Genomic DNA, 25,199 nt, shown 5'->3' with positions numbered 1-25,199 from the left:
AAGATCCGCGCGACACCCCGCGAGTGCAGCAGGTCGATCTCCTCGCGGACGATGACGCCGCCACCGCCGCCGAACACCTTGATATGCCCCGCGCCGCGCTCGTTGAGCAGCTCGACCAGGTAGCTGAAGTACTCGACGTGCCCGCCCTGGTAGGCGCTGATGGCCACCCCCTGGACGTCCTCGGCGATGGCCGCGGTGGCGACCTCGTCGACCGACCGGTTGTGCCCGAGGTGCACGACCTCCGCGCCCTGCGACTGCAGGATCCGCCGCATGATGTTGATGGACGCGTCGTGCCCGTCGAAGAGGCTCGACGCCGTCACGAAGCGAACGGGGTTCACGGGCCGGTGCAGATCGCTGCTCATCCCTTCAAAATACTAGGACTTCCTACTGTTTTAAACCCATCCACTCGCGTGACGACGCTCTCACTCGTCCTTGACAGATCAACGTGCACCAGTATATTCAACCCAAGGGTTAAACAACCGATTGATTGAGCAGCGATGACCACTGATCAGCTCAGCGCCACGTTCGCCGCCTTGGCGGACCCCACCCGGCGGGCGATCCTCGCCCGGCTCGCCACCGGCGAGGCCAGCGTCAACGAGCTGGCCGAACCCTTTTCGGTCAGCCTCCAGGCCATCTCGAAACACCTCAAGGTCCTCGAGCGCGCGGGCTTGATCAGCCGGAGCCGGACGGCGCAATGGCGGCCCTGCCGGCTGGAGGCCGCCCCGCTCGGCGACGTCTCCGCGTGGGTCGAGCGGTACCGGCGCTTCTGGGAAGGCGGTTTCGACCGCATGGAAGAACACCTGGCCGAACTCCAGAAAGGCGAACACGATGCCTGAGACCGCCACCCTGCCGCCGATCGTCTCGGCCGGCGAATGGCAGATCGCCCGAGACGCGTTGCTGGCGAAGGAAAAAGAACTCACCCGGGCCGCCGACGCGGTCGCCGCCGAACGGCGGCGCCTGCCGATGGTCCGCTTCGACAGCGGATACGAATTCGAAGGCCCCCAGGGCAAGATGACCCTGCTGGACCTCTTCGAGGGCCGACGTCAGCTGATCGTCTACCACTTCATGCTCGCGCCCGGGCAGAAGGCGGGCTGCCCCGGCTGCTCGATGCTCGTGGACAACATCGGCCACCTCGCCCACCTGCACGCCCGCGACACCACGCTGTACGTGGTCGCGCCGGCGTCGCTGCCCGAGATCGAGCGGTACAAGGAGCGCATGGGCTGGACCATGCCCTGGGTCTCGACCCTCGGTTCCTTCAACCCGGACTCCGGTGTCGACGGGGGCTTCGGCGTCAGCGTCTTCCTGCGCGACGGCGACGACGTGTTCCGCACCTACTTCACCACGAACCGTGGCGGGGACCAGCTCATCGGGACGCTGCGCTACCTGGACCTGACGCCGCTCGGGCGGCAGGAGGCCTGGGAGGAGGCCGGTCGCGGGACCGACGGCCCCGGGCACTGGTGGAAGCGCCACGACGAGTACTGAGCCGCCCGCGTTTAGTCCTCTGAATGCGCCTGAGCGCATTCAGAGGACTAAATGCGGGAAGGTGTGTCGAGAACGCCGCGGCCGCTCCGACCCCTCGGTGTCCGGCGCCCGGAAGACGGGACGCCACACCGAAGGGATCAAGCCATGCGCAAGCTCGTCTACGCGGTCCACACCTCGCTCGACGGCCACATCGAAGGCCCGAAGGGCGAGTTCGACTGGGCCGAGATGGGCTCCGACCTGTCCGGCCACTCCAAGGAACTCACCGGCCGCGCCGACACCCTCGTCTACGGGCGGCGCGTCTGGGAAATGATGTCGTCGTACTGGCCGGAGGCCGAGACGATCTCGGACCACCCGCACGACCTAGAGTACGCCCCGATCTGGCGTGAGACGCCGAAGATCGTGTTCTCCCGGACGCTGGACAAGGCCGACTGGAACACCGAGGTGATCGGCGGCGACCTCACCGAACGGGTCACCGAGCTCAAAAGCAGGCCCGGTAAGGATCTCCTGCTGATGGGCGGGGCCGAGCTCGCCACCGCGCTCTCGGACCGCGGCCTGATCGACGAGGCCCACGTCGTCGTGCACCCGGTGGTGCTCGGCGGCGGCAAGCAGGTGTTCGGCGGCGGCGCACGCACGAACCTGCGGCTGACCGGCACCCGGACGATGGACGGGCGCGCGGTCCTGCTGACCTACGAAAAGGCGTGAAACCTGGGCGGCAGCCCCTACGCTGCCGCCGTCAGGATCACCTCGCGTTGCTCGCCCGCAACGCGATCCACTGCCGCATCGCGTACTCGACCAGCGTGATCAGCGTCTGCTTCGTCGACTCCCGCTCCCGCGCGTCACACCGGACGATCGGGATGTTGGGGTCGATCGACAGCGCTTCACGCACGTCGTTGATGTCGTGCTCGAGGATGCCGTCGAAGGTGTTCACCCCGACGATATAGGGCAGGCCCCGGTCCTCGAAGAAGTCGATCGGCGCGAACGAGTCGGCCAGCCGTCGCGTGTCGGCCAGCACCACGGCGCCGATCGCGCCGCGGACGAGGTCGTCCCACATGAACCAGAACCGCTGCTGCCCGGGCGTGCCGAACAGGTAGAGGATCAGGTCCGCGTCCAGGGAGACCCGGCCGAAGTCCATCGCGACCGTGGTGGTCGATTTGTTGGGCGTCTGGTCGAGGTTGTCGATCCCCCGACTGGCGTCCGTCATCATCGCCTCGGTGGTGAGCGGGACGATCTCCGACACCGAACCGACGAAGGTCGTCTTGCCCGCACCGAAGCCACCCGCCACGACGATCTTCGCGGATGTCATGGTCGGGGGCGCGGTTTCCCGCGGTGCCTTAAAGCCGACGGAGTCCACTCAAAACCCTTTCCATCAACACCAGATGTGCCTCGGCGCCGTCATTGCCCGAAATCGTCTTGTGCACGCTGACCAGCCCCGCGTCCGCCGCGTCGCTGATCAGCACGCGTGCCACACCCAGTGGTACGCGCAGGGTCGCCGCGATCTCGGCGACCGAACGCGGGGTGCGGCATTCCTCGATGATCGAGACGCACTCGATCTGGTCCGCGGCCACCGCGGGGAGGCTACCCGCCGCGACATGGTCCTTGGTGGAGATGAGGGTCTCCAGCTCGAGAGCGTAGTTCGCCTTGGTCCGGCCCCCGGTGAGGGCATAGGGACGGACGATCGCCGTCTCTTCGAGCGGCGACGGCGCCTGCTCGAAGACGGCGGGCATGATGAACTCGCCGCTGGGTGGGCCCGGGTCGAAAAGACCACCTGGTCTCGGCCCGACGGCACCTGCGCCGCTGTCGGGTGGAGAGGCAAGTGAGGTCACGCGGTCTCCTTGATCGGTCGGCTGCGGGACTGACGGTTCCCCGGTGGCGTGTGCCCCGCCCACCTGGGGATCCTCTGACTGCTTGCTCTTCTTGCGCTTCCGACGACCACGACCCGAATCCAAGGTGAAGCCGTTGAGGACGTCGGCGAACGTGCCGTCGTCCCGTGAACCGGCAGCATGGGCAGCCCCCGCGTGCGGAGGCTGGTGTTCACCCGTCCCCGGCGGTTCGCCGAAGGATCCGGATCCGGTGCTCATCGGGACATCATCCCACCGGTTCGCCGATCAGCGACCCACCGGCGCCCTGCAATTGTGCGCGCAGTTCCGGCGTGAGGATCTGGCCGACGCGATCGACGAGCATCGTCATCTCGTAGGCGACCTGTCCGATGTCGCAGTTGGGGGCGGCGAGGATGGCCAGGCAGGAGCCGTCACTGATGGACATCAGCACCATGATGCCGAGTTCCATCTCGACGACGGTCTCGTTGACCGCGCCCGCCTCGAAGCAGCGCGCGGCGCCCTGGGTCAGGCTCACCAGGCCGGACGCGACGGCGGCCAGCTGATCGGCGCGGTCCAGCGGGAGCCTGCTGGACGCGGTGAGCAGGAGGCCGTCCGCCGACACGACCACGGCGTGCGCCACTCCGGGTACCCGCTCGGCGAAGTCGTTCACCAGCCACCCGAACTGGTTCTGCTGGGGCTGGGCCGGGTTCGGCGAGGTCATTCACCCTCCAGGGTTTCGTGGTTGGCTTCGGTCGCCTGGGCTGTGTGGTGCCGTCCGCGCTGGATGCCCTGCTGGAAACTGCTCAGGCGACCGCGCACGTCGTGCGCGTCTCGCTGTGGTCGGGGGGTGACCGCCCCGGCGGGCGGTCCCGCGCTGCCCGGGAGCAACTGCTCCCCGCGACGGCGCCTGGGTAATCCTGCCGAAGTCATCCGGGAGGGCACGGACTGGGACACCGCTTGGGCGGCTTTCCAGCCCGCGTCGGAGCCGAAGTTCCAGGCGTCCGTCCGCTCGGTGGCGGCGACCGGCTCCGGTTCCGGGGTCGCTGCCTGCGGTTTCCTGCTCGGCAACGCGGCGGGCGGGGCCGCCGGGCGCTCGGCCGTCTCCGGCGCCTTCGCCGCCTCGGGGGCCTTCGACGTTTCAGCTGCCTTCGACGGCTCGGGGGCCTTCGCGGGCTCGGGCTTCGTGTCCGGCTGGGCGGTCGCCGTCTCGGCGGCGGCCGGCGTGGCCTTGTCCGCCGCTTCCTTGCGGCCTCGTTTGACACCCTGCTGGAAGCTGCTCAGCCTGCCGCGCACGTTCGCCGGGTCGCGGACCGGCAGCTCCGCTTTGGCGGCGGGTTCGGCGGCCGGGACCGACGACGCCGCGCTGCCCGGCAGAAGCTGCTCGCCCTTGCGGCGACGCGGCAACCCGGCCTGGGTGAACGTCGACGGGGCGTTCTGGGAGACCTCCTGCACCGTGCGGAAGGCCTTGTCGCTGGCGAAGTCCCAGCTGCGGGCTTCCTGCTCGGCGGTCGGAGCGGCCTCGGCCGCCTTCTCCGCTTCGGGCTCCTTCGCCCCCGGCTTCTCCTTCTTGGCCGCGGGTTCCGCCGCGGCCTTTTCCGGAGCGGGCGCGGGCGAACGGAACCACGCCGAAAGCATCTCGTCGAAGATCGGCGTCGTCTCCGATTTGGGCGCCGCGGTCGGCGCCGCCGGTGCGGCGGGCGCCGGGGTGGCCGCCTGGTTCCACCACTCGCTCAGCGTCGTGTTGTTCTTGGCCTCGAACAGTTCCTTGCCGCTGGGCAGATCGCCGTCGGCCGTGGCGGGCTTGTCCGCCTCCTTGGCGACCGGTTCGGGCTCGGGCTCGGCGGCGGGTTCCGGTTCGGGACGGCGGGGCTCCGGCGCGGGCGGGGTCGACTCGTCCCTGGGGATCGGGCTGAACAGCGCCGTCCCCGAGATCTCCAGATCGGACGGCGGCCGCGCCTCCTGGGGGTGGCTGTGCCCGTTCACCCCGGATTTGGTGTGCCCGGCCAGATCGCCCGCCGACGGCCACCGTTCGCCGCCCTGCGACGGGACGCTCGGCATCGCCGGGCGCGAACCGTTCGCGGGCCGCTGGCGGCGGGGCAGGCCGCCCGGCTGCTGCGGCGGCAACGGCGCGAGCCGCTGGGTGATCGGGCCGGTCGCGGGGCCGGGGTCTCCCCCGGGCGGGACCATCACCAGGTCGGCCGGGACCGAGACGGTGGCGCGCACGCCGACGATGTCCTTGCCGCCGTGCAGCGAGACCCCGATGCGGTGCCTGCTGGCCAGCCGTCCGACGACGAACAGGCCCATCCGGCGCGAAGTGGTGAGGTCGACGTTGGGGGCTTCGGTGAGCCGGGCGTTGGCCTCGGCGACCTCGGCCTCGTTCATGCCGATGCCCTTGTCGAGGATGTCGATGCCGAACGAGCCGTCTTCGACGAGCCTGGTCGCGACGGTCACCTGGGTCTCCGGCGCGGAGAACGCCGTGGCGTTGTCCAGCAGTTCGGCGATCAGGCGCATCAGGTCGTTGGCCGCGTACCCGACCAGCCGCACCGGCGGCGGGTTCTGCACGGTGACCCGTTGGTACTGCTCGATCTCGGACACCGCCGCGCGTACGACGTCGGTCGCGGAGACGGGCTGACCGGACCGCCTGCCCGGCTCGGCGCCGGAGAGGACCATCAGGTTCTCGTTGTTGCGGCGCATCCGGGTGGCGAGGTGGTCCAGCTGGAACAGCGTGGCCAGCTGGTCGGCGTCCTCTTCGTCGCGCTCCAGCCGCTCGATCAGCTGCAGCTGCCGCTGCACGAGGCTCTGGCTCCGGCGGGAGAGGTTGACGAACACGTTGCTGTAGCCGGTGCGCATCGAGGCCTGCTCGGTGGCCAGGCGCAGCGCCTGGTGGTGCACCTTGTCGAAGGCCCTGGCGACCTCGCCGATCTCGTCGTCGCTGCCGACCGGGACCGGCCGCACGTCGGTGCCCTGCGAACGGCCCTCCTGGATGTTGCGGACCGCGTCGGGCAGCTGCTTCTCCGCGACGTCGAGGGCGCTGGCGCGCAACACCTTCAGCGAACGCAGCAGCTGGCGGGTGATGAGGAAGACGACGGCGACGGCGAGCACCATCGCGCCGAACAGCAGGACCGCGAGCAGGCCCGCGCCGCTGCTGGCGTCGTCGACCAGTTCGGCCGACACCGCGCTCGTCTCGGCGCCGAATTTGTTCGCGACCTCGCCGACCTTGCCGATCACCGCGGTCGACGCGTCGGTCCAGCCCTGCGCGGACAACGTGCGGAACGCTTGCGCCGACGGGGTTCCCTGCTCGCCGAGCGCCGTTTTCGCCAGCCTGTCCCGGTTTTCCATCGCCTGGTCGGTGACGGCGGCGCCGAATTCCTGGCGTTGCCGTTCCGACGCGGCGGCACGGAAGTCGGTGAGCCGGTCGGTCAGCCGGAGTTCGGCGGTGCGCAGCTGGTCGAGCTCGCTCGGCGCGAGGCCCGACCGCGCGATGCCGAAGGAGACCAGCGCCTGGCTCAGCGACAGTTGTTCCTTCATCACGGCGAGGTCGTGCAGCGCCGTCGGGGTGCCGCCGAGGTCGTCCTGGCTGGCGCCGGCCGCCAGCGCGGTGTCGAGGGCGAGCAGCGCGGTGGTCACCTCGGTGTACTCGCCGATCGCCTGGACGGGGTCGAGCTGTCCGGAGGACGCCCGCTGCCGGATGTCGGGCAGCCGGTCGAGCTGGGCGGCCGCGGCTTCGCGCGCCTGACGGAGCGACGGCTCGTTCTCCACCGCGCGGGACGCGGCGGCACCGTAGAGCGGGATGGCGGTGTCGACGTCGGCGCGGGCCGAGCCGAGCTCCAGGGTCCCGCCGACGGTGCCGGCGGTCAGCCCGGCGGCGGACTGGGTGCGTTCGCGGCCGAGGCCGTCGGTGAGGGTGCGGATGTGCCCGCTCAGCGCGACGAGGCGGTCGAGCCGCTGGTAGCCGTCGGAACGGCCGACCTGGCCGGCGATGGTGGCGATGCCCAGTGCCAGCGCGATGAGGATCGGCACCAGCGTCACGGCCGACAGCTTCACCGGCAGGCTCCAGTCCCGCCAGCGCACGAGCGTGCGCCAGCCGGTGGCCCACCGAGATGGCCGGGGAGTGCGTCCCAGCAGCTCCCCGACCGGCACTTGGCCTTCTCCTGCAACGGTCACGTAGGTGACTCCCTGTCCGGCGTCCTGGCACGGTCTGAGGCGTCCGTTCCCGCGAGGTACCTGCCTGCGGGGAACTCGACCCCGGCCTGACCACGTGATCGATCGCGGCGTGAAGGACCTCGTCCGTCGTTCCCCGCGCTCCCAGTGTCCCCAGGAACACCGGTCCGCGCCGGGAGGTCTTGCACCTGCACGTGCAGGTCGCAACCTGCGAAGTGCATGGTCGTCGAGATCAACTTTTCTTTGCCAATCGATCACTGCGGGTCGGCCGGGCCAAAGAATCGTACACCAATCCGGGTGCCGTCAATTCCGTTCAGTACACGGGTGCTGACCAGCGAAAAGTGTGCTTCGGAACGATCCGCGCGGCCCGAAAACCGCCTGCGCGTCACAAACGAGGGAATTCCGGTTACGGTTTGCGCGGATGCACAGGGTGTCCTAATCACCCGATCAGCCTACGTACGGTAGCCACGTCGCCCGGTCGAACTACTTTCCGTGCCCCCAACGGGTGGGTCAAGCCCAAATATGTGCCCGATGTTGTGGCCTTGCCGCCCAAGCCGGTTCGATGTCGCCCGACATGGTGATTTCTTTCGAGACACCCGGTGAAGCGGGGGATCTTCCCCGGTCCGGGATGGCGGGCACGGTATCGAAACCCGGCGGCCCCGGGTAGCGAAACTACGATCTGTCACCAAATTGAGGGACAGAGCGTGGTCGTCGTCCGTCGTTTGCCGCAGTGGGCCGTTCGGGCGACGACCGCGCGTGACAACTCCGCTCACTATGACGAGTGATAAAGCCGGTTCATTCCGGCCGAAACGATTTTCCGAAACACTAATACGAGGTAAAACCGAATACCGGCTCACGCCTTCGCGGAACCGGGGTCGCCTATTCAGAGCGGGTGAAGCCGTAGTTAGTATGTGCGCTCCCCGTACCGCGCCACGGATGCAAGCCCCGGAGGAACCCATGCCCGACGTCGCGCGTCCCTACGCGGCGAGCAACGCCCTGGAGGACACCGGGCAGATGCCCGCGCTGTTCGTCCGCGAGCGCCAGCGCCAGTCCGCTCCCCCGCCGCCGCGCCCGGCGGGCCCGGACTTCGACCGGATCCAGCACGGCAAGGAGTTCGTCGCGCTGCGCAAGACCTTCCGGCGGTTCGTGTTCCCGATGAGCGTGCTGTTCTTCACCTGGTACATGACGTTCGTGCTGCTGGCGGCCTACGCCCACGACTTCATGAGCCGCAAGGTGTGGGGCGAGGTGAACGTCGGCATCCTGCTCGGGCTCGGCCAGTTCGCCAGCACGATCCTGATCACGATCGCCTACCTGAAGTTCGCGAACAAACGGCTCGACCCCAAGGTCGAGGCGCTGCGGGCCTCCGTCGGAGCGGGTGAGCGATGAGCATCCCCGACAACAACCCGGTGCTGAACATCGCGGTCTTCGCGCTGTTCGTCGCGATCACCCTGTACGTGGTGTACCGCGTCAGCACGCGCAACTCCTCCACTTCGGACTACTACGCGGCGGGCAGTGCCTTCACCGGACGCCAGAACGGCATCGCCCTGTCGGGTGACTTCCTTTCGGCGGCGTCGTTCCTCGGGATCGCCGGCGCGATCGCGATCCACGGCTACGACGGCTTCCTGTACTCGATCGGGTTCCTCGTCGCGTGGATGGTCGACCTGCTGCTGATCGCGGAACTGCTGCGCAACACCGGCCGCTTCACCATGGGCGACGTGCTGAGCTTCCGGATGAAGCAGCGCCCGGTCCGCGCCGCGGCCGCGACGTCGACCCTGGTGATCTCCTTCTTCTACATGCTCGCGCAGATGGCGGGCGCCGGTGGCCTGGTGGCGCTGCTGCTGGACATCCACGGCGGTATCGGCCAGGCGCTCGTGATCGGCGTCGTCGGTGTGATCATGGTGCTGTACGTGCTGGTCGGCGGGATGAAGGGCACCACGTGGGTGCAGATCATCAAGGCGACCATCCTGCTGCTGACCGGCGCGCTGATCACCGTGTTCCTGTTCGGCAAGTTCGGGTTCAGCTTCTCGAACCTGCTCGCGGCCGCCGCCGACAACAGCCCGCTCGGCGACGAACTGCTGGAGCCGGGCGGTTCCTACGGCAAGAGCGAGGTCACGAAGCTCGACTTCGTCTCGCTGGCGCTGGCGCTGGTCCTGGGCGCCGCCGCGCTCCCGCACGTGCTGATGCGCTTCTACACGGTGCCGAACTCGCGCGAGGCGCGGCGCTCGGTGGTGTGGGCGACCGCGTGCATGACGATCTTCTACCTCTGCACACTGGTCATCGGCTTCGGCGCGGCCGCGCTGGTCGGGCCGGAGGCGATCAAGAGCGCACCCGGCGGGGAGAACTCGGCGGCGCCGCTGCTCGCGCTGAACATCGGCGGCACCCTCCTGCTCGGCATCGTCTCGGCGGTGGCCTTCGCGACCATCCTCGCCGTCGTCGCCGGCCTGACGATCACCGCTTCGGCGTCCTTCGCGCACGACGTGTACGCCAACATCTTCAAGCGCGGCAAGGCGGAACCGGCCGCGGAGGTCCGCGTCGCGCGGCTGACCGCGGTCGCCGTCGGGGCGCTCGCGATCATCGGCGGCATCCTGGCGAACGGGCAGAACATCGCGTTCCTGGTGGCACTGGCGTTCGCCGTCGCGGCGTCGGCGAACCTCTCGACGCTGCTGTACTCGCTGTTCTGGAAACGCTTCAACACCACCGGAACCCTGTGGGGTATCTACGGCGGGCTGATCGCCAGCCTGGTGCTCGTGTTCTTCTCGCCGGTGATGTCGGGGGCCGCGGACTCGATCATCTCCAGTGTCGACTTCCACTGGTTCCCGTTGAAGAACCCGGGTCTGGTGTCAATCCCGTTCTCGTTCCTGTGCGGGTTCGTGGGCACCTTCGTCGGCCGGTCGAAGGCCGATCCGGTCAAGCACGCGGAGATGGAGGTGCGGTCCCTCACCGGGATCGGCTCCTGACGCGCGGCTCAAGTGTCATGAAAGGGCCGTTCAGGACATCTTTCGTCCTGAACGGCCCTTTCATGACACCCGGAGGCCGTCCAGCACGATCGTGAGAAGCCGCTTCGTGTCCTCCTCCGAAGCCTTGCTCGCCGCCGAGCCCAGTCCGTGCCCGAGCCGCAGGATGTCGACACCGGCGACGTCCGCCCGGAGCACTCCCTCGTCCTGCGCCGCCTTCACGATCGTGTCGGCCGCGGCCCGCAACCGTGCCTGACACCAGCCGAAGACCTCGGAGCCGGCGTCGACCGACGCCTTGAGCGTCATCGCGAGGCCGTGCTTTTCGACCACGTAGATGACGTGCGTGGCCAGCCACGTCTCGAGCGCCTTCCCCGGCGGCAACTCGTCGAGCAGGTCGTACGCCTGCTGCGCCAGCCCGTCGATCTCGTCGCGGTAGACGGCCTCGATCAGCTTGTCGCGCGTCGGGAAGTGCCGGTACAACGTGCCCGCGCCGACCCCGGCGCGTTTGGCGATGTCGTCGGCGGGCACGTCCACGCCGTCGGCGGTGAACGCCTCCTTCGCCACGGCCACGATGCGCTCGTAGTTGCGCCGCGCGTCCGCACGCATGGGGCGGGCCGGATCGGCCGTGACCATCTGCACCTCCTCGGGCGACGAAAACGGAGACGTTCTCCGAATTCACTTGCGTAAGCGGAGAGCGTCTCCATATCATCGCTCACGACCTCAAGTGGAGAGTCTCTCCGCTTCATCTCGTTACGTCTTTGGAGTATTCCTTGACCGAACGAACCCTGCGTGCCGAGCCTAGGCCGGAGACGGCCGGGTCCCCACCGACTCCACACCGGCTGGTCCTCCCGATCATCCTGACCTGCCAGCTCATGCTCATCCTCGACGCGACGGTGATGAACGTCGCGCTCCCCCGCATCCAGTCCGAACTGGGCTTCACCGACACCGGCCTGTCCTGGGTGATGACGGCGTACAGCCTGGTCTTCGGCGGCCTGCTGCTGCTCGGCGGCCGGGCGGGCGACCTGTTCGGCCGTCGCCGGACCTTCGTCGCCGGCGCGGCCGTGTTCACCGCCGCCTCCCTGCTCGGCGGCCTCGCCGGCTCGGCGGAACTGCTGATCGCCGCCCGGGTCGCGCAGGGTGTCGGCGCCGCGCTCGCCGGGCCGAGCACGCTGGCGCTGATCACCAGCACGTTCACCGAAGCCAAGGCGCGGGTACGCGCGCTGGCGTTGTTCTCGGCGATGTCCAGCAGCGGTTTCGCGATCGGCCTGCTGCTCGGCGGGCTGCTGACCGAATGGATCTCGTGGCGGGCGGCGCTGTACATCAACGTCCCGTTCGGGCTCGCGATCGTCCTGCTCACCTCGCGGTACGTGGCCGATCCGCCCCGGCGGCGCGCCCGGCTGGACCTTCCCGGCGCGTTCACCGGCACCCTCGGGGTCGGCTCACTCGTCTTCGCCTTCACCCACGCCGCTTCGCACGGCTGGGGCGACACGATCACCCTCGGCAGCCTCGCCGCCGGGCTGGCCTTGCTGGCCGCCTTCGTCACCATCGAAACCAGGGTGAGCGAGCCGTTGATCCCGTTGCGCCTGTTCGCCGAGCGCGACCGTGCCGCGGCCTACGTCAACTTCTTCCTCGGGCCGATGGCGATGATGTCGATGTTCTTCTTCCTGACCCAGTTCCTGCAGGACATCGCGGGTTTCGCCGCGTTGGAGACCGGCTTCGCGTTCCTGCCGATGGCGGTCTGCATGTTCCTGATGAGCAGGCTGATCCCGAAGCTGCTCCCGCGGTTCGGGCCGAAACCGCTCGCGCTCGCCGGGACCGCGCTGATGACCGGCGGGGTCGTCTGGCTGACCACGCTCGCCACGGACAGCGGCTACTTCTCGCATCTGCTGGGGCCGATGCTGCTGATGGGCGTCGGCGCGGGGCTGGCGTTCTCCCCGCTCAGCGTGATCATCATGGCGACCGTGCCCACCGACGACGCAGGTGCCGCCGGCGGCGCGCTGCAGACGTTGCAGCAGGTCGGGGCGACCTTGGGACTGGCGATCCTGATCACCGTGTTCGGCGCGGTGACCCGCACCCCGTCCGGAAGCCCGGCCGAGACCACCGTCGACGGGATGACCTCGGCCTTCACCGTCGCCGCCGTGGTGACGGCGCTGTCCTTCCTGGTGGCGCTGACCTTCCGGCGCCGGGCTTAGAGCTTCGCGCCCGCCTGGACCTTGTGCGTGACCTTGCGCTCCATCACGAACGAGAAGAACGGGATGCAGCCGGCGATCAGCACGAGCAGGGTGCCCTTCATCGACCAGCGGGCCTTGATCGCGAGGTCGACCGCGAGCAGCAGGTAGATCAGGTAGAGCCCGCCGTGGACCATGGGGATCATCTTCACGAACTGGGGAAGTTCCACGCGGAAGACGTATTGCAGCAGCATCTCGACGACCAGCCCGAGGAGGGCCACACCGGTGGCGTACGCCGCGACGCGGAACCGGATCAGCGGTCCGCCCAGCGAGACCGGGCGGGCCGGGGCGGCGTCGTCAGTTCGGGTGGTCATAGGGTCTCGAACCTCTCTGGGGACTACTTGTCGCGGGCGTTGAGTTCGCGCAGGTACCTGTTGTACGCGGCGAGCTCGTCGTCCTCGGGGGGCGGCGGCACCGGGGCACGCCGCTGCCGGGGCGCGGGCACCTCGGGCACAGCGGTCTCAGCCACCGTCTCCTGGGCGTCGGCCTCGGCGGCACGGCGGCGGAGCTTGCGGATCCGCCAGAACATGAACGCGGGGAACAGCCCGAACAGCGGCCACTGCAGGACGTAGCCGAGGTTCTGGAACGTCCCGCTGGCCGAGGAGAACCGCTCCCACTGCCACCAGGCGAGCCCGCAGCACAGCGCCAGGCTCACCAGGCAGACGACGGCGATGCCGAGGCGGCGCAGGAGGACGGGCGAAGCGGACACACATCGACGCTAGCACTGGCTGCGCGGCGAATCGTCGCCGACCTGGGCGTTCGGGACCTTGGTCCCGGCTGCTCTTAGGCGTCCCGCGGCGGGTTACGAGGCGGCGGCCACGGACTTCGCGTAGCCGTCCGCCAGCCCGAAGACCTTCTGCGCGTACTCGGTCGAGTTGTTGTACGACAGGATCCCCTGCCACCAGCCCGAGGCGGCCGACATGTCGCGGTTGTTCACGCACAGGTAGCGCGCCGCCGCCAGCGTCGCGTCGTCGATCTGCTGCGGGTCGCCGACGCCGTCGCGGTTGCCGTCGGCGGCGTACCGGCGCCAGGTGCTGGGGATGAACTGCATGGGGCCGACCGCGCGGTCGACGGCCGCGTCGCCGTCGAACTGGCCGCCGTCGGTGTCGCCGATCGCCTTCACCCCAGGCGACCCGTCGAGCGGGACGCCGATGATGGGCTTCGACGGCCGTCCGTCCTGGCCGAGGACGGCGCCGCCGTACTGGCCGTGGTTCGACTCGATCCGGCCGATACCCGCCAAGGTCGCCCACGAGATCTTGCAATTGGGCTGCATCTGGCGCATCGCCAGTTCGGCGTTGCCGTAGGCGAGCAGCGCCCTGGCCGGGATACCGGTGGCCTGGGCCGCCCGCTCGGTCCAGGCGGTCAGCGGGTCCTTGCCCGGTTTCGGCTGCGCCTGCTGCGGTGAGGTCTGCTGGGCGGCACCACCCGCGAGGGTGGCGTTGACCGGGGCGACCGAACCGGGTTTGACGTCCGCCGCCTTGACCTGCAACGCGGGGATCTCCATCGTCGTGGGGCTCGCGACCGGGGCGGACGCCTTGGTCACCAGCCAGATCCCGCCCCCGGCGAGGCCGAGCACGGCCAGCACGATCACCAGCCTACCGAACACGGCGGCGCCCACCCCGCGGCGTGGCGGAGCGGGCGTGGCCGGGTCGTCGACGAGCTCGTCGTTTTCCGGGGTGGTGCGCACGAAGCGAGTCCTCCAGCGTGGGCGGCGATCACGACCGATGCTCGAACAACGAGCCCGCGCAGGTTAGCGTTACGCGGTAGCCGAGATCGCCCTTGCCACGCCGGTTCACCCGCGCGTGCGAGAAGTTCTCATCAGGCGGACTTCTGCTGCCTCGCCAACCGCGCGACGCACCAGGCCGGGGCGCTGCCGCGGCGAAGGTGCTGCAAAACGGTCATCGGGCCGAGACGGCGGCTCAGGTCGGACGGGGCGAGCCCGGCCGCGCGGTAGTCGAGCGCACGCTGGTCGAGCGGGCTGATCCCGGCGTCCCACCAGGCTTCGGCCTCGGCGACGCCGCCCACCATCTGCCACCAGCCGGCGGCCGCGACGAGCAGGTCCTGCGGGACCTCCGGGAGACGGCGGCTCATGGCGTCGAGGTAGCCGGGGTCGGCGGCCTCGACCGGCGCCCAGCGCGCCTGGCCGGACTGCTGACGCTGGCCGGGGATTCCGGGAGCCTGCCTGGGCACGTCGGCCAGCCACGCCGACGCGATGCGGTCGGCCTCCTGCTCCTCGGGGGTCTGCTCACGCTCGGCCGCCCACTGCCGGATCAACGCATCGACTCCGGGATCTCCGGTCATCCCTGCCTCCTCATGATTCCCCGACTGACAAGTCCTGACTTACTTGCCCGGCTGGAAGTTCCCGCTGCCCTGGGGCTTGCACCTGCGGAAACTCCTCGCCCAGGAGGCCGGCTCCGGCGCCTGGAGGACCAACCGATCACGCAATGTGAGCACCGTAGGGGCGCGGAGGTCTTTTCCGCCAGAGCTTCCAGGGCACGAATTCGTCGACCAGCGGGTTTTCGGGGGCAATCCACCCGGATGGTCGAGTCGTCCGACCGAAATCCGGGACGGGTGACCCTGAGTGATAACCGCAGGTGGCTGCGCACGGTGATCACCGGCGTCGCCGAGGACACCGGTGATCACGGGGACGAGGGTCAGGAGAAGAGGCTCCGGACGAAGGTCACGATGGCTTCGGCACCGGACCGGAGCCAGCCGAGCGCGGTGTGGACGGCATCGGCGGATTGCGTCGGCCTGCTGATCAGAAAGAAGAGCACGAGCGCGACGACGGCGATCACAACGAATTTCTTCAAGCCGGGCGACATGGCTCCATCCCATCACACCGTAGTGTCCAGACGATGACTCCGCGCGCACTGCGGACTTTGTCACCACTTTAAGGAGAATCGGGCCCTGTTGCCCACCCGTATCCGCCTGAGGGAGCGATCGATGAGCGAAAACGTTCTCGTCCACCGGGAAGGGCCGGTGACGACGATCACGCTGAACCGCCCCGCGTCCCGCAACGCGGTGGACGGGCCGACCGCGGCCGCGCTCGCGGACGCGTTCCGCGCGTTCGACACGGACGAGGAAGCCGCGGTCGCCGTCCTCACCGGTTCGGGTGACGCCTTCTGCGCCGGAGCCGATCTGAAGGCCGTCGGCACCGACCGCACCAACTCCCTCAGCCCGGCGGGTGACGGGCCGATGGGCCCGACGCGCATGACCCTGTCGAAACCGGTGATCGCCGCGGTCCGCGGGCACGCCGTCGCGGGCGGTCTGGAGCTGGCGCTGTGGTGCGACCTGCGGGTCGCCGACACCACGGCCGTCTTCGGCGTCTTCTGCCGCCGCTGGGGCGTGCCGCTCATCGACGGCGGCACGGTGCGCCTCCCCCGCCTGATCGGCCATTCGCGGGCGATGGACCTGATCCTCACCGGCAGGCCGGTCGACGCCGACGAGGCGCTCGCCATCGGACTTGCGAACCGGGTCGTGCCGGACGGCGAGGCCTTGGCCGCCGCGCAAGCGCTCGCACGCGAACTGGCCGCGTTCCCCCAGGCGTGTCTGCGCGCGGATCGCAAATCCGCGTACGGCCAGTACGGACTCACCGAAGACGAGGCGATGCGGGCCGAGTTCTCGAACGCGCTGATCGGCGGAGGGCTCGCCGAAGAGGCTGTCGCGGGCGCCAGCCGGTTCAGTGACGGCGCGGGGCGTCACGGCAGTTTCGAGCGCGATCCGTCCTAGGGTCTGTCGGATGACAGAAACCGGAGTCGCGCTCAGACCGGTGTCCGAAGACGACCTGCCGATGCTCGAAGCGCTCACGAACGACCCACGGGCCGCGGGCCCGTTCGAGTGGCACGGCTGGCACGACCCGCATTTCCTGCGCCGCCGCTGGTCGGAGACCGGGATGCTCGCGGCGGACAACGGGATGCTGATGATCGACCTCGACGGGCAGCGGCTCGGTTTCGTGTCGTGGCACAAGACCAGGACCGGCTCGACGTCGTACTGCTGGAACGCCGGGCTCGTGCTCATCCCCGAGGCACGCGGCCACGGCTACGGCACCGAGGCCCAGCGGCTGCTGGTCCGCTACCTCTTCGCGCACACGCAGATGAACCGGGTCGAGGCGTCCACGGAGGTCGACAACGTCGCCGAGCAGCGCTCCCTGGCGAAGGCGGGCTTCACCAGGGAGGGCGTGCTGCGCGGCTACGGGTTCCGGGACGGGGCCTGGCGCGACCACGTCCTCTATTCGGTGCTGCGCTCGGATCTCGACGTGGGCTGAAAGCGTCCTTCACCGCATGAGACGCGCGGGTGCCCGGCTGGCGATTTCGCGTGATTGACCGGACGACACGCGTGATTGGACGGACGACACACGTGCTCAGGTGGACGGCACACGGCGAGACCTCGGCCGTTCGCGTGTCGTCCGCCTGGTCACGTGTGTCGTCCGGTCAGTCACGCGTGTCGTCCGCTGGGCCGAAGGCTCCCTTCACCGCATCAGTCGCGGTGAAGGGAGCCTTCAGCTCACGCGATGGTGCCCGCGGCCCTGAGCCGTTCGATCCCGTCGGCGTCCACGCCGAGTTCGGCGAGGACCTCGGCGGTGTCGCCGCCCTTGGGCCGCGGCGGTTCCGGCGTCTCGGCCGGGGTGCGGTCGAACCTCGGCGCGGGCGCCGGCTGCAGCATGCCGCCGACGTCGACGAAAGTCTTCCGCGCGACGTTGTGCGGATGCGACGGCGCCTCCTTCGGGGAGAGCACCGCCGTCAGGCACGCGTCGGTGCCCTCGGCCTTCGCCACGAGCTCGTCTCGAGTGTGCTTCGCGACGGCCTCGGCGACGATCTTGCGCAGTTTCGGCCACTCGTTCTTGTCGACGTGGACCGGCGTCTCCTCGGGGTCGAGCCCGAGCACCTTCACCAGATCGCCCCAGAACCGCATCTCGATCGCGCCGATGGCGACGTACTTGCCGTCGGCGGTCTCGTAGGTGTCGTAGAACGGCGCGCCGCCGTCGAGCATGTTCTCGCCGCGCCCGCCGGACCACAGCCCGGAATCCAGCAGGCCGTGCAGGCTGGTGGTCAGCAGCGCCGCACCGTCCACCATGGACGCGTCCACCACCTGTCCCTTGCCCGACGTCTGGCGTTCGAACAGCGCCGCCAGCACGCCCATCGCGAGCAGCAGGCCACCACCGCCGAAGTCACCGACGAGGTTGAGCGGCACCACCGGCCGCTGCCCGGCGTGCCCGATGGGTTCGAGCGCGCCGGAGATGCCGATGTAATTGATGTCGTGCCCGGCGACGGTCGCCAGCGGGCCGTCCTGGCCGTAGCCGGTCATCCGGCCGTAGACCAGCCGTGGATTGCGGGCGTGGACCTGTTCCGGTCCGATGCCCATCCGCTCGGCGACGCCGGGGCGGAAACCCTCGATGAGCACGTCGGCGTCGTCGGCGAGTTTCAGCACCAGCTCGACACCCTCGGGGGTCTTGGTGTTGATCCCGATCGACCGCCTGCCGCGGGCGAGCGGATCGTTCGGGAACCCGATGACGTCGTTGCCCGGTGTCGCCCGGTCGATCCGGACGACCTCCGCGCCGAGATCGGCGAGGATCGTGCAGGCGAACGGCGCCGGGGCGAGCCCGGCCAGTTCGACGACCTTGAGCCCGCTCAGCGGGCCGGCCTTCTTCGCCACGTCTTTCCTTCCTACGCCAACGGTTCCGCTCAGAGCGTGCGGGAGATGATTTCCTTCATGATCTCGCTGGTGCCGCCGAAGATCCGGGAGATCCGGATGTCGGCCCACGCCCGCGCGATCGGGTACTCGGTCATGTAGCCGTAGCCGCCGAAGAGCTGCAGGCAGTCGTCGACGACCTTGTTGACCCGTTCGGTGGTCCACAGCTTCGCCATCGCCGCGCCCTGCACGTCGAGTTCCTTGCGCAGATGCCGTTCGATGCACTGGTCGAGGAAGGCGCGGGACACCGCGGCCTCGGTCGCGGCCTCGGCGAGTTTGAACTTGGTGTTCTGGAAGTTGTAGACCGGGCGGCCGAAGGCCTGGCGGTCCTTGGTGTAGGCGATGGTCTGGTCGATCGCGGCCTCCATCCCGGCGACCGCGGTGACGGCGATGATCAGCCGTTCCTGCGGCAGCTGCTGCATGAGCTGGATGAAGCCGAGACCTTCCTGCGCGCCGAGGAGGTTGGCGGCGGGGACGCGGACGTCGTCGAAGTTCAGCTCCGCGGTGTCCTGGCCCTTGAGGCCGATCTTGTCGAGGACGCGGCCGCGGCTGAATCCCGGCGTGTCGGTCTCGACGGCGATCAGCGAGACACCCTGCGCGCCCGCGTCCGGGTCGGTCTTCACCGCGACGACGACGAGATCGGCGTGGAAACCGTTGGTGATGAACGTCTTCGCGCCGTTGATCACGTAGTGGTCGCCGTCGCGCACCGCGCGGGTCTTGATGCCCTGCAGGTCCGAACCCGTGCCGGGTTCGGTCATCGCGACCGCGCCGACCATCTCGCCGGAGGCGAATTTCGGCAGCCACGCCTTCTTCTGCTCTTCGTTCGCGTACTCCAGGATGTAGTGCGCGACGATTCCATTGTGGACGGTGACGCCCCAGGCGCTGTCACCGGACCGCGCCTGCTCCTCGTAGAGCACGGCCTCGTGGGCGAACGTGCCGCCGCCACCGCCGTACTCCTCCGGGATGGACAGTGCCAGCAGGCCGACCTCGCCCGCCTTCGTCCACAGCTCGCGGTCGACCTTCTTCTCGGCCGCCCAGCGCTCCTGGTTCGGCGCGAGTTCCTTCTGGCAGAAGGTCCGGGCGAGGTCCCGGAGGTCTTCGAGCTCCGTCGTGCTCCACGAACTCTTCTGGATCTGCAAGGGCACGGCCAACGCCTCCTGATCGGACCTGGAAAACATGACGCTTAGGATGTAAGTTCCATTCGGAATGTACATCCGTACCGAGCTGCACGTAAAGGGGGTCGGATCCGGTGAGTGTGCTCGGCAGGACCCACCGCACCCAGGCCGAGCGTCGGGAGCAGACGCGCACCGCGCTGCTCGACGCGACCATCGACTGCCTCGTCGACCTCGGCTACGCGCGCACCTCGGTACAGGAGATCTGTGCCCGCGCGGGTGTCTCGAAGGGCGCCGTCCAGCACCACTTCTCCGCGAAGGCCGAACTCATGGCCGCGGCCGTCGAGCATCTGACGGAGAAGTTGCGTGGACGCCTCGCGACGTCGATTTCGGCGCTCCCCGGCGGCGCGTCGGGCGTCGCGGCGGCGATCGACCTGCTGTGGGAGGGCTACTCGGGCACGCTGTCGACGGCCGCCACGGAACTGTGGGTCGCGGCGCGCACCGATCCCGAACTCCGCGAGGCGATCCGGCCGGTCGACCGGGCGTTGGGCCGCTCGACTTTGGAGCACGTCACCGCGGTCGCCGGTGATCTTCCCAAGGAGCGCGCGGAGATCCTCTTCTGGCTGACCGTGAACCTCACCCGAGGGCTGGCACTGGACGCCGAACTCGGCGGCGATCCCCAGCGGCGCCGGCAATTGCTCGACGAGTGGAAGCGCGTCGCGGTCATGTTGTACGAGGACACTTCACCGTAGGCTTCGCCCATGGGGAGACCGAGGGTGTTCGCCGTGCTGTCCGCCGCCGTCCTGATGTTCACCGGGTGCGCGGCCGCACCGGAACCTTTGCCTTCAGGCCCTTTGACACTTCACGAAGCGCTCGGCGATCCCACGACCGTGGACTTCTGCGGACTGCTGGACTTCGCCGACATCGAGAAGACCCAGCGGCCGGCGTCGGTCCCGATGCCCAGCATGGGCGCCTGCTCGTTCCAGTCCGGGAGGACCCTGGTCAGTTTCGGTTTCCCGGACGACCGGGCGAACGAACGTCTCACCGGCGCCACCCCGGTCGGCGAGCCCTCGCTTCCCCGCGGCCTGCGCGTGGTCCGCACGGATCTCCAAGGGCAGCCCGTCCTCCACTTGCTCTTCGCCGACGACACCTCCTTGCGCATCGGCACGTTCTTCGAATCCCGTGAAGGCGCCGGACCCGACGCGCTCGCCGTGGCGACGAAAACCGCCGAAACCGCCGCCAGGGCCCTCGCCGCGGGCAAACGGGCGAAACATTTCGAGTACCGCGGCGATTCCCTGGCACGGCTGACCGCCTGCACCGCCTTGTGGTCCGATGCCGAGGTCTCCGCCCGGCTGGGCGCCGCCGTCACCGGGAAAGGCGACCTGTCCCGGCACTCCTGCCGCTGGGGCGAGGAGGACGCGGAACGGCTCGTGCGACTGGAGTTCGGCCTCGGCCCGCGCCCGATGGCCGCGGCGGGTGTCCGCGAGGAAACGGTGGGCGGGCACAGGTCTTTGGTGCAGGAGGCGGGCGACGGCTGCACGATTCTGACCGGCCACATCGGCGGCCCGGACGCGAGCCGGGATCAGGTCGAGCACGCCGTTCTCGCGGTGCGGGCGCCGGACGCGTGCGGCGTCGCCAGGGCGCTGGCGGCCACGGCTTGGCCGAAACTCCCCTCGTAGCAGGCGCGAAAGCGGTTGACCAGAGCACTGGTGACACTTATCTCCTCGGCCGATTCGTGGTGGAATTCCTTGCTGGCCACCAAAAACCGGCGGAGGAGCCGACCATGAGCGCGCCGCAGCAGCAGCCGTACCAACCGACTGGCCCGTTCGGCGCAATCTCGCCCGCCGCCACGCCGCGCCCGCCGTCCGACGCCCGGCTCCCCCGCCTTTTCGCCGCGATGATGGGGGTTTTCGCCGGCCTGCTGGTCCTACTCGCGACTTTTCTCCCGCAGTCGACGTACGAACAGCTTTCCGAAGGCAAGCCGGTGACGAAGCTCGCCGAAACCGGCTGGACGCGGACCTTCGACATCGAACCTTCGACCGAGGAGAAGGAGTTCTACGACAAGACGCATGTCGCCCGGTACGGCATCCCGCTGTCGGCCGCCGCGCTGACCCTGTTCGCGGGGGCCGCGGTGGGTTTCGCCGCGTACCGGCGGAGTTCGACGTCCATCGCCGCGACGACATCGAGGACACTGCTGATCGCCGGCGGGGCGGGGACCGCGATCGGCGTCTGGATGCTCGGCATGGACATCTCGGCGAGCCTGAGCTTCGGGCAGGACACCGGCCGCTTCGTCTCGCGGTATGGGACCGGCAGCGGTTTCTGGATCCTGCTCGCGGGCGGGCTCGTGGCGTTGCTCACCATCGCACTGGCGGTCGTGGCCAACCGGCGTGAACCGGCGCCGCCCCGGCAAGTCCCTCATCCGGCGGCGTACCCGCCTTACGCGCCCGGCGTCCCCCAGCAGCAATATCCGCAGCAACAGCAGCCCCGGCCCTATGAGCCGCCGTCTCCCCCGACCCCACCCGCGGGCTCCGCACTTCAGCAGCAGGACATCCTCCGCCCATCCCCGGACAATCCGCCACGACCCGATAATATGTGAAACTTATTCATATCAGCGGTGGACAGTCTCCATACCGGCAGTATGCTGTACTCGTCGGTAACACCTGGGCTCTGCGTGGCGCCTCCCCCGGCTCCGCGCGGTATGGAACGGAGACGGCATGACGAGCACGACACCGGCGAGCGCGGGCCACCACACCGAAGGACCGGCCACCATCGGCGACGTCCCCGGCGCCCCGGCCGCGGCCAGGGCGGAACGGCTCGTGCGCCGGGTCGTGGGCGGCGCGGACTCCGCACCGGTCCAGATGCGCGCACCCTTCACCGGGCAGCCGATCGCGACGCTGCCCCAGGCCACCGACGCCGACGTCCGCGCCGTGTTCGACCAGGCGCGAGAAGTACAGCGCGCCTGGGCCGAGCGGCCGGTCGAGGACCGCCAGCGCATCCTGATCCGCCTGCACGACTTGGTCCTGAAGCGTCAGGAAGAGGCGCTCGACCTCGTGCAGATCGAGGCGGGCAAAGCCCGGATGGACGCCTTCGACGAGGTCAGCGCCACCGCCCTCGTGGCCGCCTACTACGGCAAGCACAGCGCGAAGTTCCTTTCGCCGCGCCGCGCCGCCGGGCTGATCCCGGTGCTGACGAAGGTCGGCGAGATCCGGCACCCCAAGGGTGTCGTCGGGATCATCTCGCCGTGGAACTACCCGCTCGCGCTGACCGCGATGGACGTCCTGCCCGCGCTCGCGGCCGGCAACGCCGTCGTGCAGAAGCCGGACAACCAGACCGCGCTTTCGGCGCTGTGGCTGCAGGAGGTCGCCGAGGAGGCCGGGCTGCCCGCCGGGGTCTGGCAGATCGTGCTCGGCCGGGGTTCGCAGATCGGCGACGCCCTGGTCGAGGAGTCGGACTACCTGTGCTTCACCGGGTCCACGCCGACGGGCAAGGGGCTCGCCGCGAAGGTGGCGGAGCGGCTGACGAGCTACTCGCTGGAGCTCGGCGGCAAGAACCCGATGATCGTGCTGCCCGACGCGGACATCGCCAAGACCGCCACGGGCGCGGTGACCGCGTGCTTCTCCTCCGCGGGGCAGCTGTGCGTCTCGGTCGAGCGCATCTACGTCCACGAGTCGATCCGCGAGGAGTTCACCCGCGCCTTCGTCGCCAAGACCGCCGCGCTGCGGCTGGGTGGCGCCCTGGATTACCAGGCGCAGATGGGATCCCTGACCTCCGAGGCCCAGCTGGAGACGGTGTCGGCGCACGTCGAGGACGCCCGGTCCAAGGGCGCGAAGGTGCTCACCGGCGGCAAGGCCCGGCCCGACCTGGGCCCGCTGTTCTACGAGCCGACCGTGCTCACCGACGTCACCGAGGACGTCAAGCTGTTCGCCGAGGAGACCTTCGGGCCGGTCGTGTCGATCTACGGCTACACCGACGTCACCGACGCGATCGAACGCGCCAACGACACGAAGTTCGGGCTGAACGCGAGCGTCTGGTCGCGCAACGGCCGGGCGGGCTGGGAGGTCGCGGCGCGGCTGAAGGCCGGGACCGTCAACGTCAACGAAGGGTTCGCGGCGACCTTCGGGACCGTGGGGCTGCCAATGGGCGGGATGAAGGAGTCCGGTGTCGGACGGCGCAACGGCGCCGAAGGGCTGCTCAAGTACACCGAGGCCCAGGCGATCGCGGTGCAGCGCGGGATGCCGCTGCGCCCCGGCAAGGGAATCCCGCCGAAGCTGTGGGTGCGAGCCCTCAGCACGAGCCTGAAGGCCCTCCGCCGCCTCCCCCGGCGCTGACCCCCTCCCGCATTTCGTCCTCTGAATGCGGTACTTGCCACACGCAAGGATCGCGTTCAGAGGACGAAATGCGGCTAGGAGGAAGACGTGGGGGCCGCCAGGAGGCCTCGGTCGTAGGCGATCGCGACGGCCTCGGCCCGGCGGCTCGCGCCGAGTTTCGCCATCACGCGCGAGAGGTGGACGCTCACCGTCTTCTCGCTGATGTACAGCTCTTCGCCGACCTGCCGGTTGGTGCGGCCGAGCGCGACGCGCTCCAGCACGTCCCGTTCCCGGTCGGTCAGCGGGTCGACGACGTCACGACGCGGCGCCACGGCCTCGCCGGGAAGCTCGACGCGTGCCCGGTGGCTGAGCTCCCGGACGGCTTCACGCAACGGGCAGGCGCCCAGCCGGTCGGCCACCGCGTGCGCGGCCAGCAGCTCCGACGCGGCGAGCGCGGTGTCGCCGTCCGAGGCCAGCAGGGATTTCGCGTGCTGCAGACGGCACATCGCCTGCTCGTACACCGCGCCGTACCCGAACGCCTCGACCGCCTTCGCCCACAACGCCGGATCCCCCGCGCCGCGCAGGCAGGCGCCGAGCGCCTCCAGCCGGGCGAGCCACGCCAGCGCCTCCGGGCCCAGCGACACCGAACGCGGGATGCCGTGTTCGGCGCAGTGGCGGCCGTGGGCGAGCAGCTTCTCGCCGGCTTCCACCGCGGCCTCGGCCGTCGCCAGATCGCCGCGCACTCGCGCTTCGGCGGCCTGGGCGACCGCAGCCGCGAGACCGTGCACGCTGATCCGGATCCCGCCGAGCACCGCGGGCTCGACCTCTTCGAGCCAGTCGATCAGTTCCCGCGCCTGCCGCACCGCGCCCGCGTAGTCCTTCCGCCACGACGCGAGCTGGATGGCGGCGTCGGCCGACGCGAGCGCGATCGAGTAATCCGCGCTCCAATGCTGACGGAGGCTCGGCAGGATCTTGTCCGCGTCCGCGAACCGGCCCCGGCCGACGACGAACTGAGCCCAGATCCCCAGGAACCGTCCGGCGACGACACTCGACACCCCGCGGCCCGCGCGGCCGGCGTCGTCGTCTTCCGGCCAATCCCCGCTGACGTACCGCAGCGTGAGGTGTTTGGTCCGCAGCTCGATGCCGAACGAGCTCCAGGTCAGCCCGGTCTCCTTGGCCCGCTGGATGCCCTTGGCGTAGTACTTCAGCGCGGACCGGATCTCGGCGCGGTCGTCGTAGCTCAGCCCGAGGAAGTGCAGCGCCCGCAGCTCGCCGTTGAGCGCGCCGGAATCCCTGGCCTTCCGCTCGGCCTCGCGCAGCCGCTCCCGCGCGAGCTCGACGTCGCCCGCCGAATCGGCCAGCGTCCCGAGCGAGACCAGCGCCGCCGCCTCCGCCCCGCCCGCGCCGACGGCCCTGGCGTCGGCGACCGCGGCCAGCGCGCACCGCAGGG

26 protein-coding genes are annotated in these 25,199 nt (G+C 69.6%); 12 read left to right on the top strand and 14 right to left on the bottom strand.

The features are described from left to right. The coding region (locus tag ED92_RS27810; protein WP_037343428.1) for a cobalamin-dependent protein at positions 1–362 on the bottom strand (362 nt) is incomplete at its 3' end. A gap of 135 nt (positions 363–497) precedes the next feature. Between ED92_RS27810 and ED92_RS27805 the strand changes: the two genes are divergently transcribed. The 3 genes from ED92_RS27805 to ED92_RS27795 all read left to right on the top strand — a co-directional run bounded on the left by ED92_RS27805 (position 498) and on the right by ED92_RS27795 (position 2,184). Beyond that, positions 498–836 carry a helix-turn-helix transcriptional regulator gene (locus ED92_RS27805; RefSeq protein ID WP_037343427.1) on the top strand — a complete coding sequence of 113 codons (339 nt, stop codon included), beginning with the start codon at positions 498–500 and terminating at the stop codon, positions 834–836. Beyond that, positions 829–1,482, top strand: a complete 654-nt coding sequence (locus tag ED92_RS27800; protein ID WP_037343426.1) for a DUF899 domain-containing protein — start codon at positions 829–831, stop codon at positions 1,480–1,482. Before ED92_RS27805 ends, ED92_RS27800 begins: the two co-directional genes overlap by 8 nt. Positions 1,483–1,626: 144 nt before the next feature. Beyond that, the gene (locus tag ED92_RS27795) at positions 1,627–2,184 is read left to right on the top strand and encodes a dihydrofolate reductase family protein (RefSeq protein WP_037343425.1); all 558 of its coding nucleotides are present in this window, start codon (positions 1,627–1,629) and stop codon (positions 2,182–2,184) included. A 37-nt stretch (positions 2,185–2,221) separates the two neighbouring features. Here the strand turns inward: ED92_RS27795 and ED92_RS27790 are convergent, their stop codons facing one another. From ED92_RS27790 to ED92_RS27775, 4 genes are read right to left on the bottom strand one after another with little or no spacing between them, the layout of a single operon-like run. Then, positions 2,222–2,785, bottom strand: coding sequence for an ATP/GTP-binding protein (locus ED92_RS27790; protein WP_007033694.1), 564 nt, complete (start codon positions 2,783–2,785; stop codon positions 2,222–2,224). Between the two features lie 28 nt (positions 2,786–2,813). Then, positions 2,814–3,560 carry a DUF742 domain-containing protein gene (locus ED92_RS43170; RefSeq protein ID WP_200882752.1) on the bottom strand — a complete coding sequence of 249 codons (747 nt, stop codon included), beginning with the start codon at positions 3,558–3,560 and terminating at the stop codon, positions 2,814–2,816. 7 nt (positions 3,561–3,567) lie between these two features. Next, positions 3,568–4,020, bottom strand: coding sequence for a roadblock/LC7 domain-containing protein (locus tag ED92_RS27780; RefSeq protein WP_005166055.1), 453 nt, complete (start codon positions 4,018–4,020; stop codon positions 3,568–3,570). Beyond that, on the bottom strand, positions 4,017–7,439 hold the full coding sequence (locus ED92_RS27775; protein WP_037343423.1) for a nitrate- and nitrite sensing domain-containing protein: 3,423 nt from the start codon (positions 7,437–7,439) through the stop codon (positions 4,017–4,019). Before ED92_RS27775 ends, ED92_RS27780 begins: the two co-directional genes overlap by 4 nt. Positions 7,440–8,417: 978 nt before the next feature. Between ED92_RS27775 and ED92_RS27770 the strand changes: the two genes are divergently transcribed. After that, positions 8,418–8,846, top strand: a complete 429-nt coding sequence (locus ED92_RS27770) for a DUF485 domain-containing protein (RefSeq protein ID WP_037343422.1) — start codon at positions 8,418–8,420, stop codon at positions 8,844–8,846. Then, a complete protein-coding gene (locus ED92_RS27765) occupies positions 8,843–10,417 on the top strand; it encodes a cation acetate symporter (protein ID WP_037343421.1) in 1,575 nt (524 codons plus the stop codon). The genes ED92_RS27770 and ED92_RS27765 overlap by 4 nt, the downstream gene beginning before the upstream one ends. A 60-nt stretch (positions 10,418–10,477) precedes the next feature. Here ED92_RS27765 and ED92_RS27760 read toward each other — a convergent pair whose 3' ends face one another. Next, positions 10,478–11,047, bottom strand: coding sequence for a TetR/AcrR family transcriptional regulator (locus tag ED92_RS27760; RefSeq protein ID WP_037343420.1), 570 nt, complete (start codon positions 11,045–11,047; stop codon positions 10,478–10,480). Positions 11,048–11,184: 137 nt separating this feature from the next. On the opposite strand from ED92_RS27760, the gene ED92_RS27755 reads away from it, so the two are divergent. Then, positions 11,185–12,606 (top strand): MFS transporter, encoded by a 1,422-nt coding sequence (locus tag ED92_RS27755; RefSeq protein WP_037343501.1) that lies wholly within the window; start codon positions 11,185–11,187, stop codon positions 12,604–12,606. Here the strand turns inward: ED92_RS27755 and ED92_RS27750 are convergent. From ED92_RS27750 to ED92_RS42920, 5 genes are all read right to left on the bottom strand, one after another. Then, a complete protein-coding gene (locus ED92_RS27750) occupies positions 12,603–12,956 on the bottom strand; it encodes a DUF3817 domain-containing protein (RefSeq protein WP_005166062.1) in 354 nt (117 codons plus the stop codon). The two genes, ED92_RS27755 and ED92_RS27750, sit on opposite strands and share 4 nt — an antisense overlap. Positions 12,957–12,979: 23 nt before the next feature. Continuing rightward, on the bottom strand, positions 12,980–13,351 hold the full coding sequence (locus ED92_RS27745) for a hypothetical protein (RefSeq protein ID WP_037343419.1): 372 nt from the start codon (positions 13,349–13,351) through the stop codon (positions 12,980–12,982). Between the two features lie 93 nt (positions 13,352–13,444). Then, the gene (locus ED92_RS27740) at positions 13,445–14,329 is read right to left on the bottom strand and encodes a lytic transglycosylase domain-containing protein (protein WP_037343417.1); all 885 of its coding nucleotides are present in this window, start codon (positions 14,327–14,329) and stop codon (positions 13,445–13,447) included. A 131-nt stretch (positions 14,330–14,460) separates the two neighbouring features. Beyond that, a complete protein-coding gene (locus ED92_RS27735) occupies positions 14,461–14,943 on the bottom strand; it encodes a hypothetical protein (protein WP_037343415.1) in 483 nt (160 codons plus the stop codon). Between the two features lie 353 nt (positions 14,944–15,296). Beyond that, a complete protein-coding gene (locus ED92_RS42920) occupies positions 15,297–15,452 on the bottom strand; it encodes a hypothetical protein (protein ID WP_162182762.1) in 156 nt (51 codons plus the stop codon). Positions 15,453–15,585: 133 nt separating this feature from the next. Here ED92_RS42920 and ED92_RS27730 point away from each other — a divergent pair, with 133 nt between their 5' ends. Then, positions 15,586–16,371, top strand: coding sequence for a crotonase/enoyl-CoA hydratase family protein (locus ED92_RS27730; RefSeq protein ID WP_037343413.1), 786 nt, complete (start codon positions 15,586–15,588; stop codon positions 16,369–16,371). A 10-nt stretch (positions 16,372–16,381) separates the two neighbouring features. Then, entirely contained in the window at positions 16,382–16,906 is a 525-nt protein-coding gene (locus ED92_RS27725; RefSeq protein ID WP_037343412.1) for a GNAT family N-acetyltransferase, read from the top strand. Positions 16,907–17,145: 239 nt separating this feature from the next. Here the strand turns inward: ED92_RS27725 and ED92_RS27720 are convergent, their stop codons facing one another. Both ED92_RS27720 and ED92_RS27715 read right to left on the bottom strand, forming a co-directional pair. Continuing rightward, positions 17,146–18,294 carry a CaiB/BaiF CoA-transferase family protein gene (locus ED92_RS27720; protein WP_037343411.1) on the bottom strand — a complete coding sequence of 383 codons (1,149 nt, stop codon included), beginning with the start codon at positions 18,292–18,294 and terminating at the stop codon, positions 17,146–17,148. A gap of 29 nt (positions 18,295–18,323) precedes the next feature. Next, positions 18,324–19,475: an acyl-CoA dehydrogenase family protein gene (locus ED92_RS27715; RefSeq protein WP_037343499.1), complete on the bottom strand. Its 1,152-nt coding sequence runs from the start codon at positions 19,473–19,475 to the stop codon at positions 18,324–18,326. Between the two features lie 104 nt (positions 19,476–19,579). On the opposite strand from ED92_RS27715, the gene ED92_RS27710 reads away from it, so the two are divergent. The 4 genes from ED92_RS27710 to ED92_RS27695 all read left to right on the top strand — a co-directional run bounded on the left by ED92_RS27710 (position 19,580) and on the right by ED92_RS27695 (position 23,770). Further along, positions 19,580–20,194: a TetR/AcrR family transcriptional regulator gene (locus ED92_RS27710; RefSeq protein WP_037343410.1), complete on the top strand. Its 615-nt coding sequence runs from the start codon at positions 19,580–19,582 to the stop codon at positions 20,192–20,194. 9 nt (positions 20,195–20,203) lie between these two features. Beyond that, the gene (locus ED92_RS27705; RefSeq protein WP_037343409.1) at positions 20,204–21,121 is read left to right on the top strand and encodes a hypothetical protein; all 918 of its coding nucleotides are present in this window, start codon (positions 20,204–20,206) and stop codon (positions 21,119–21,121) included. Positions 21,122–21,225: 104 nt separating this feature from the next. Next, the gene (locus ED92_RS27700) at positions 21,226–22,038 is read left to right on the top strand and encodes a hypothetical protein (protein WP_037343407.1); all 813 of its coding nucleotides are present in this window, start codon (positions 21,226–21,228) and stop codon (positions 22,036–22,038) included. Between the two features lie 118 nt (positions 22,039–22,156). Next, the gene (locus tag ED92_RS27695; RefSeq protein WP_037343406.1) at positions 22,157–23,770 is read left to right on the top strand and encodes a succinic semialdehyde dehydrogenase; all 1,614 of its coding nucleotides are present in this window, start codon (positions 22,157–22,159) and stop codon (positions 23,768–23,770) included. Positions 23,771–23,844: 74 nt separating this feature from the next. On the opposite strand, the gene ED92_RS43440 is transcribed toward ED92_RS27695, so the two are convergent. Then, positions 23,845–25,199: helix-turn-helix transcriptional regulator (locus tag ED92_RS43440; protein WP_037343404.1), on the bottom strand; the 1,355-nt coding region annotated here is incomplete at its 5' end.

This window comes from Amycolatopsis sp. MJM2582, from assembly GCF_000754115.1.
Taxonomy (GTDB): Bacteria; Actinomycetota; Actinomycetes; order Mycobacteriales; family Pseudonocardiaceae; genus Amycolatopsis; species Amycolatopsis japonica.
Note: the sequence above shows the minus strand (reverse complement) of the source record. Positions and strands in the feature narration are given on the sequence as shown.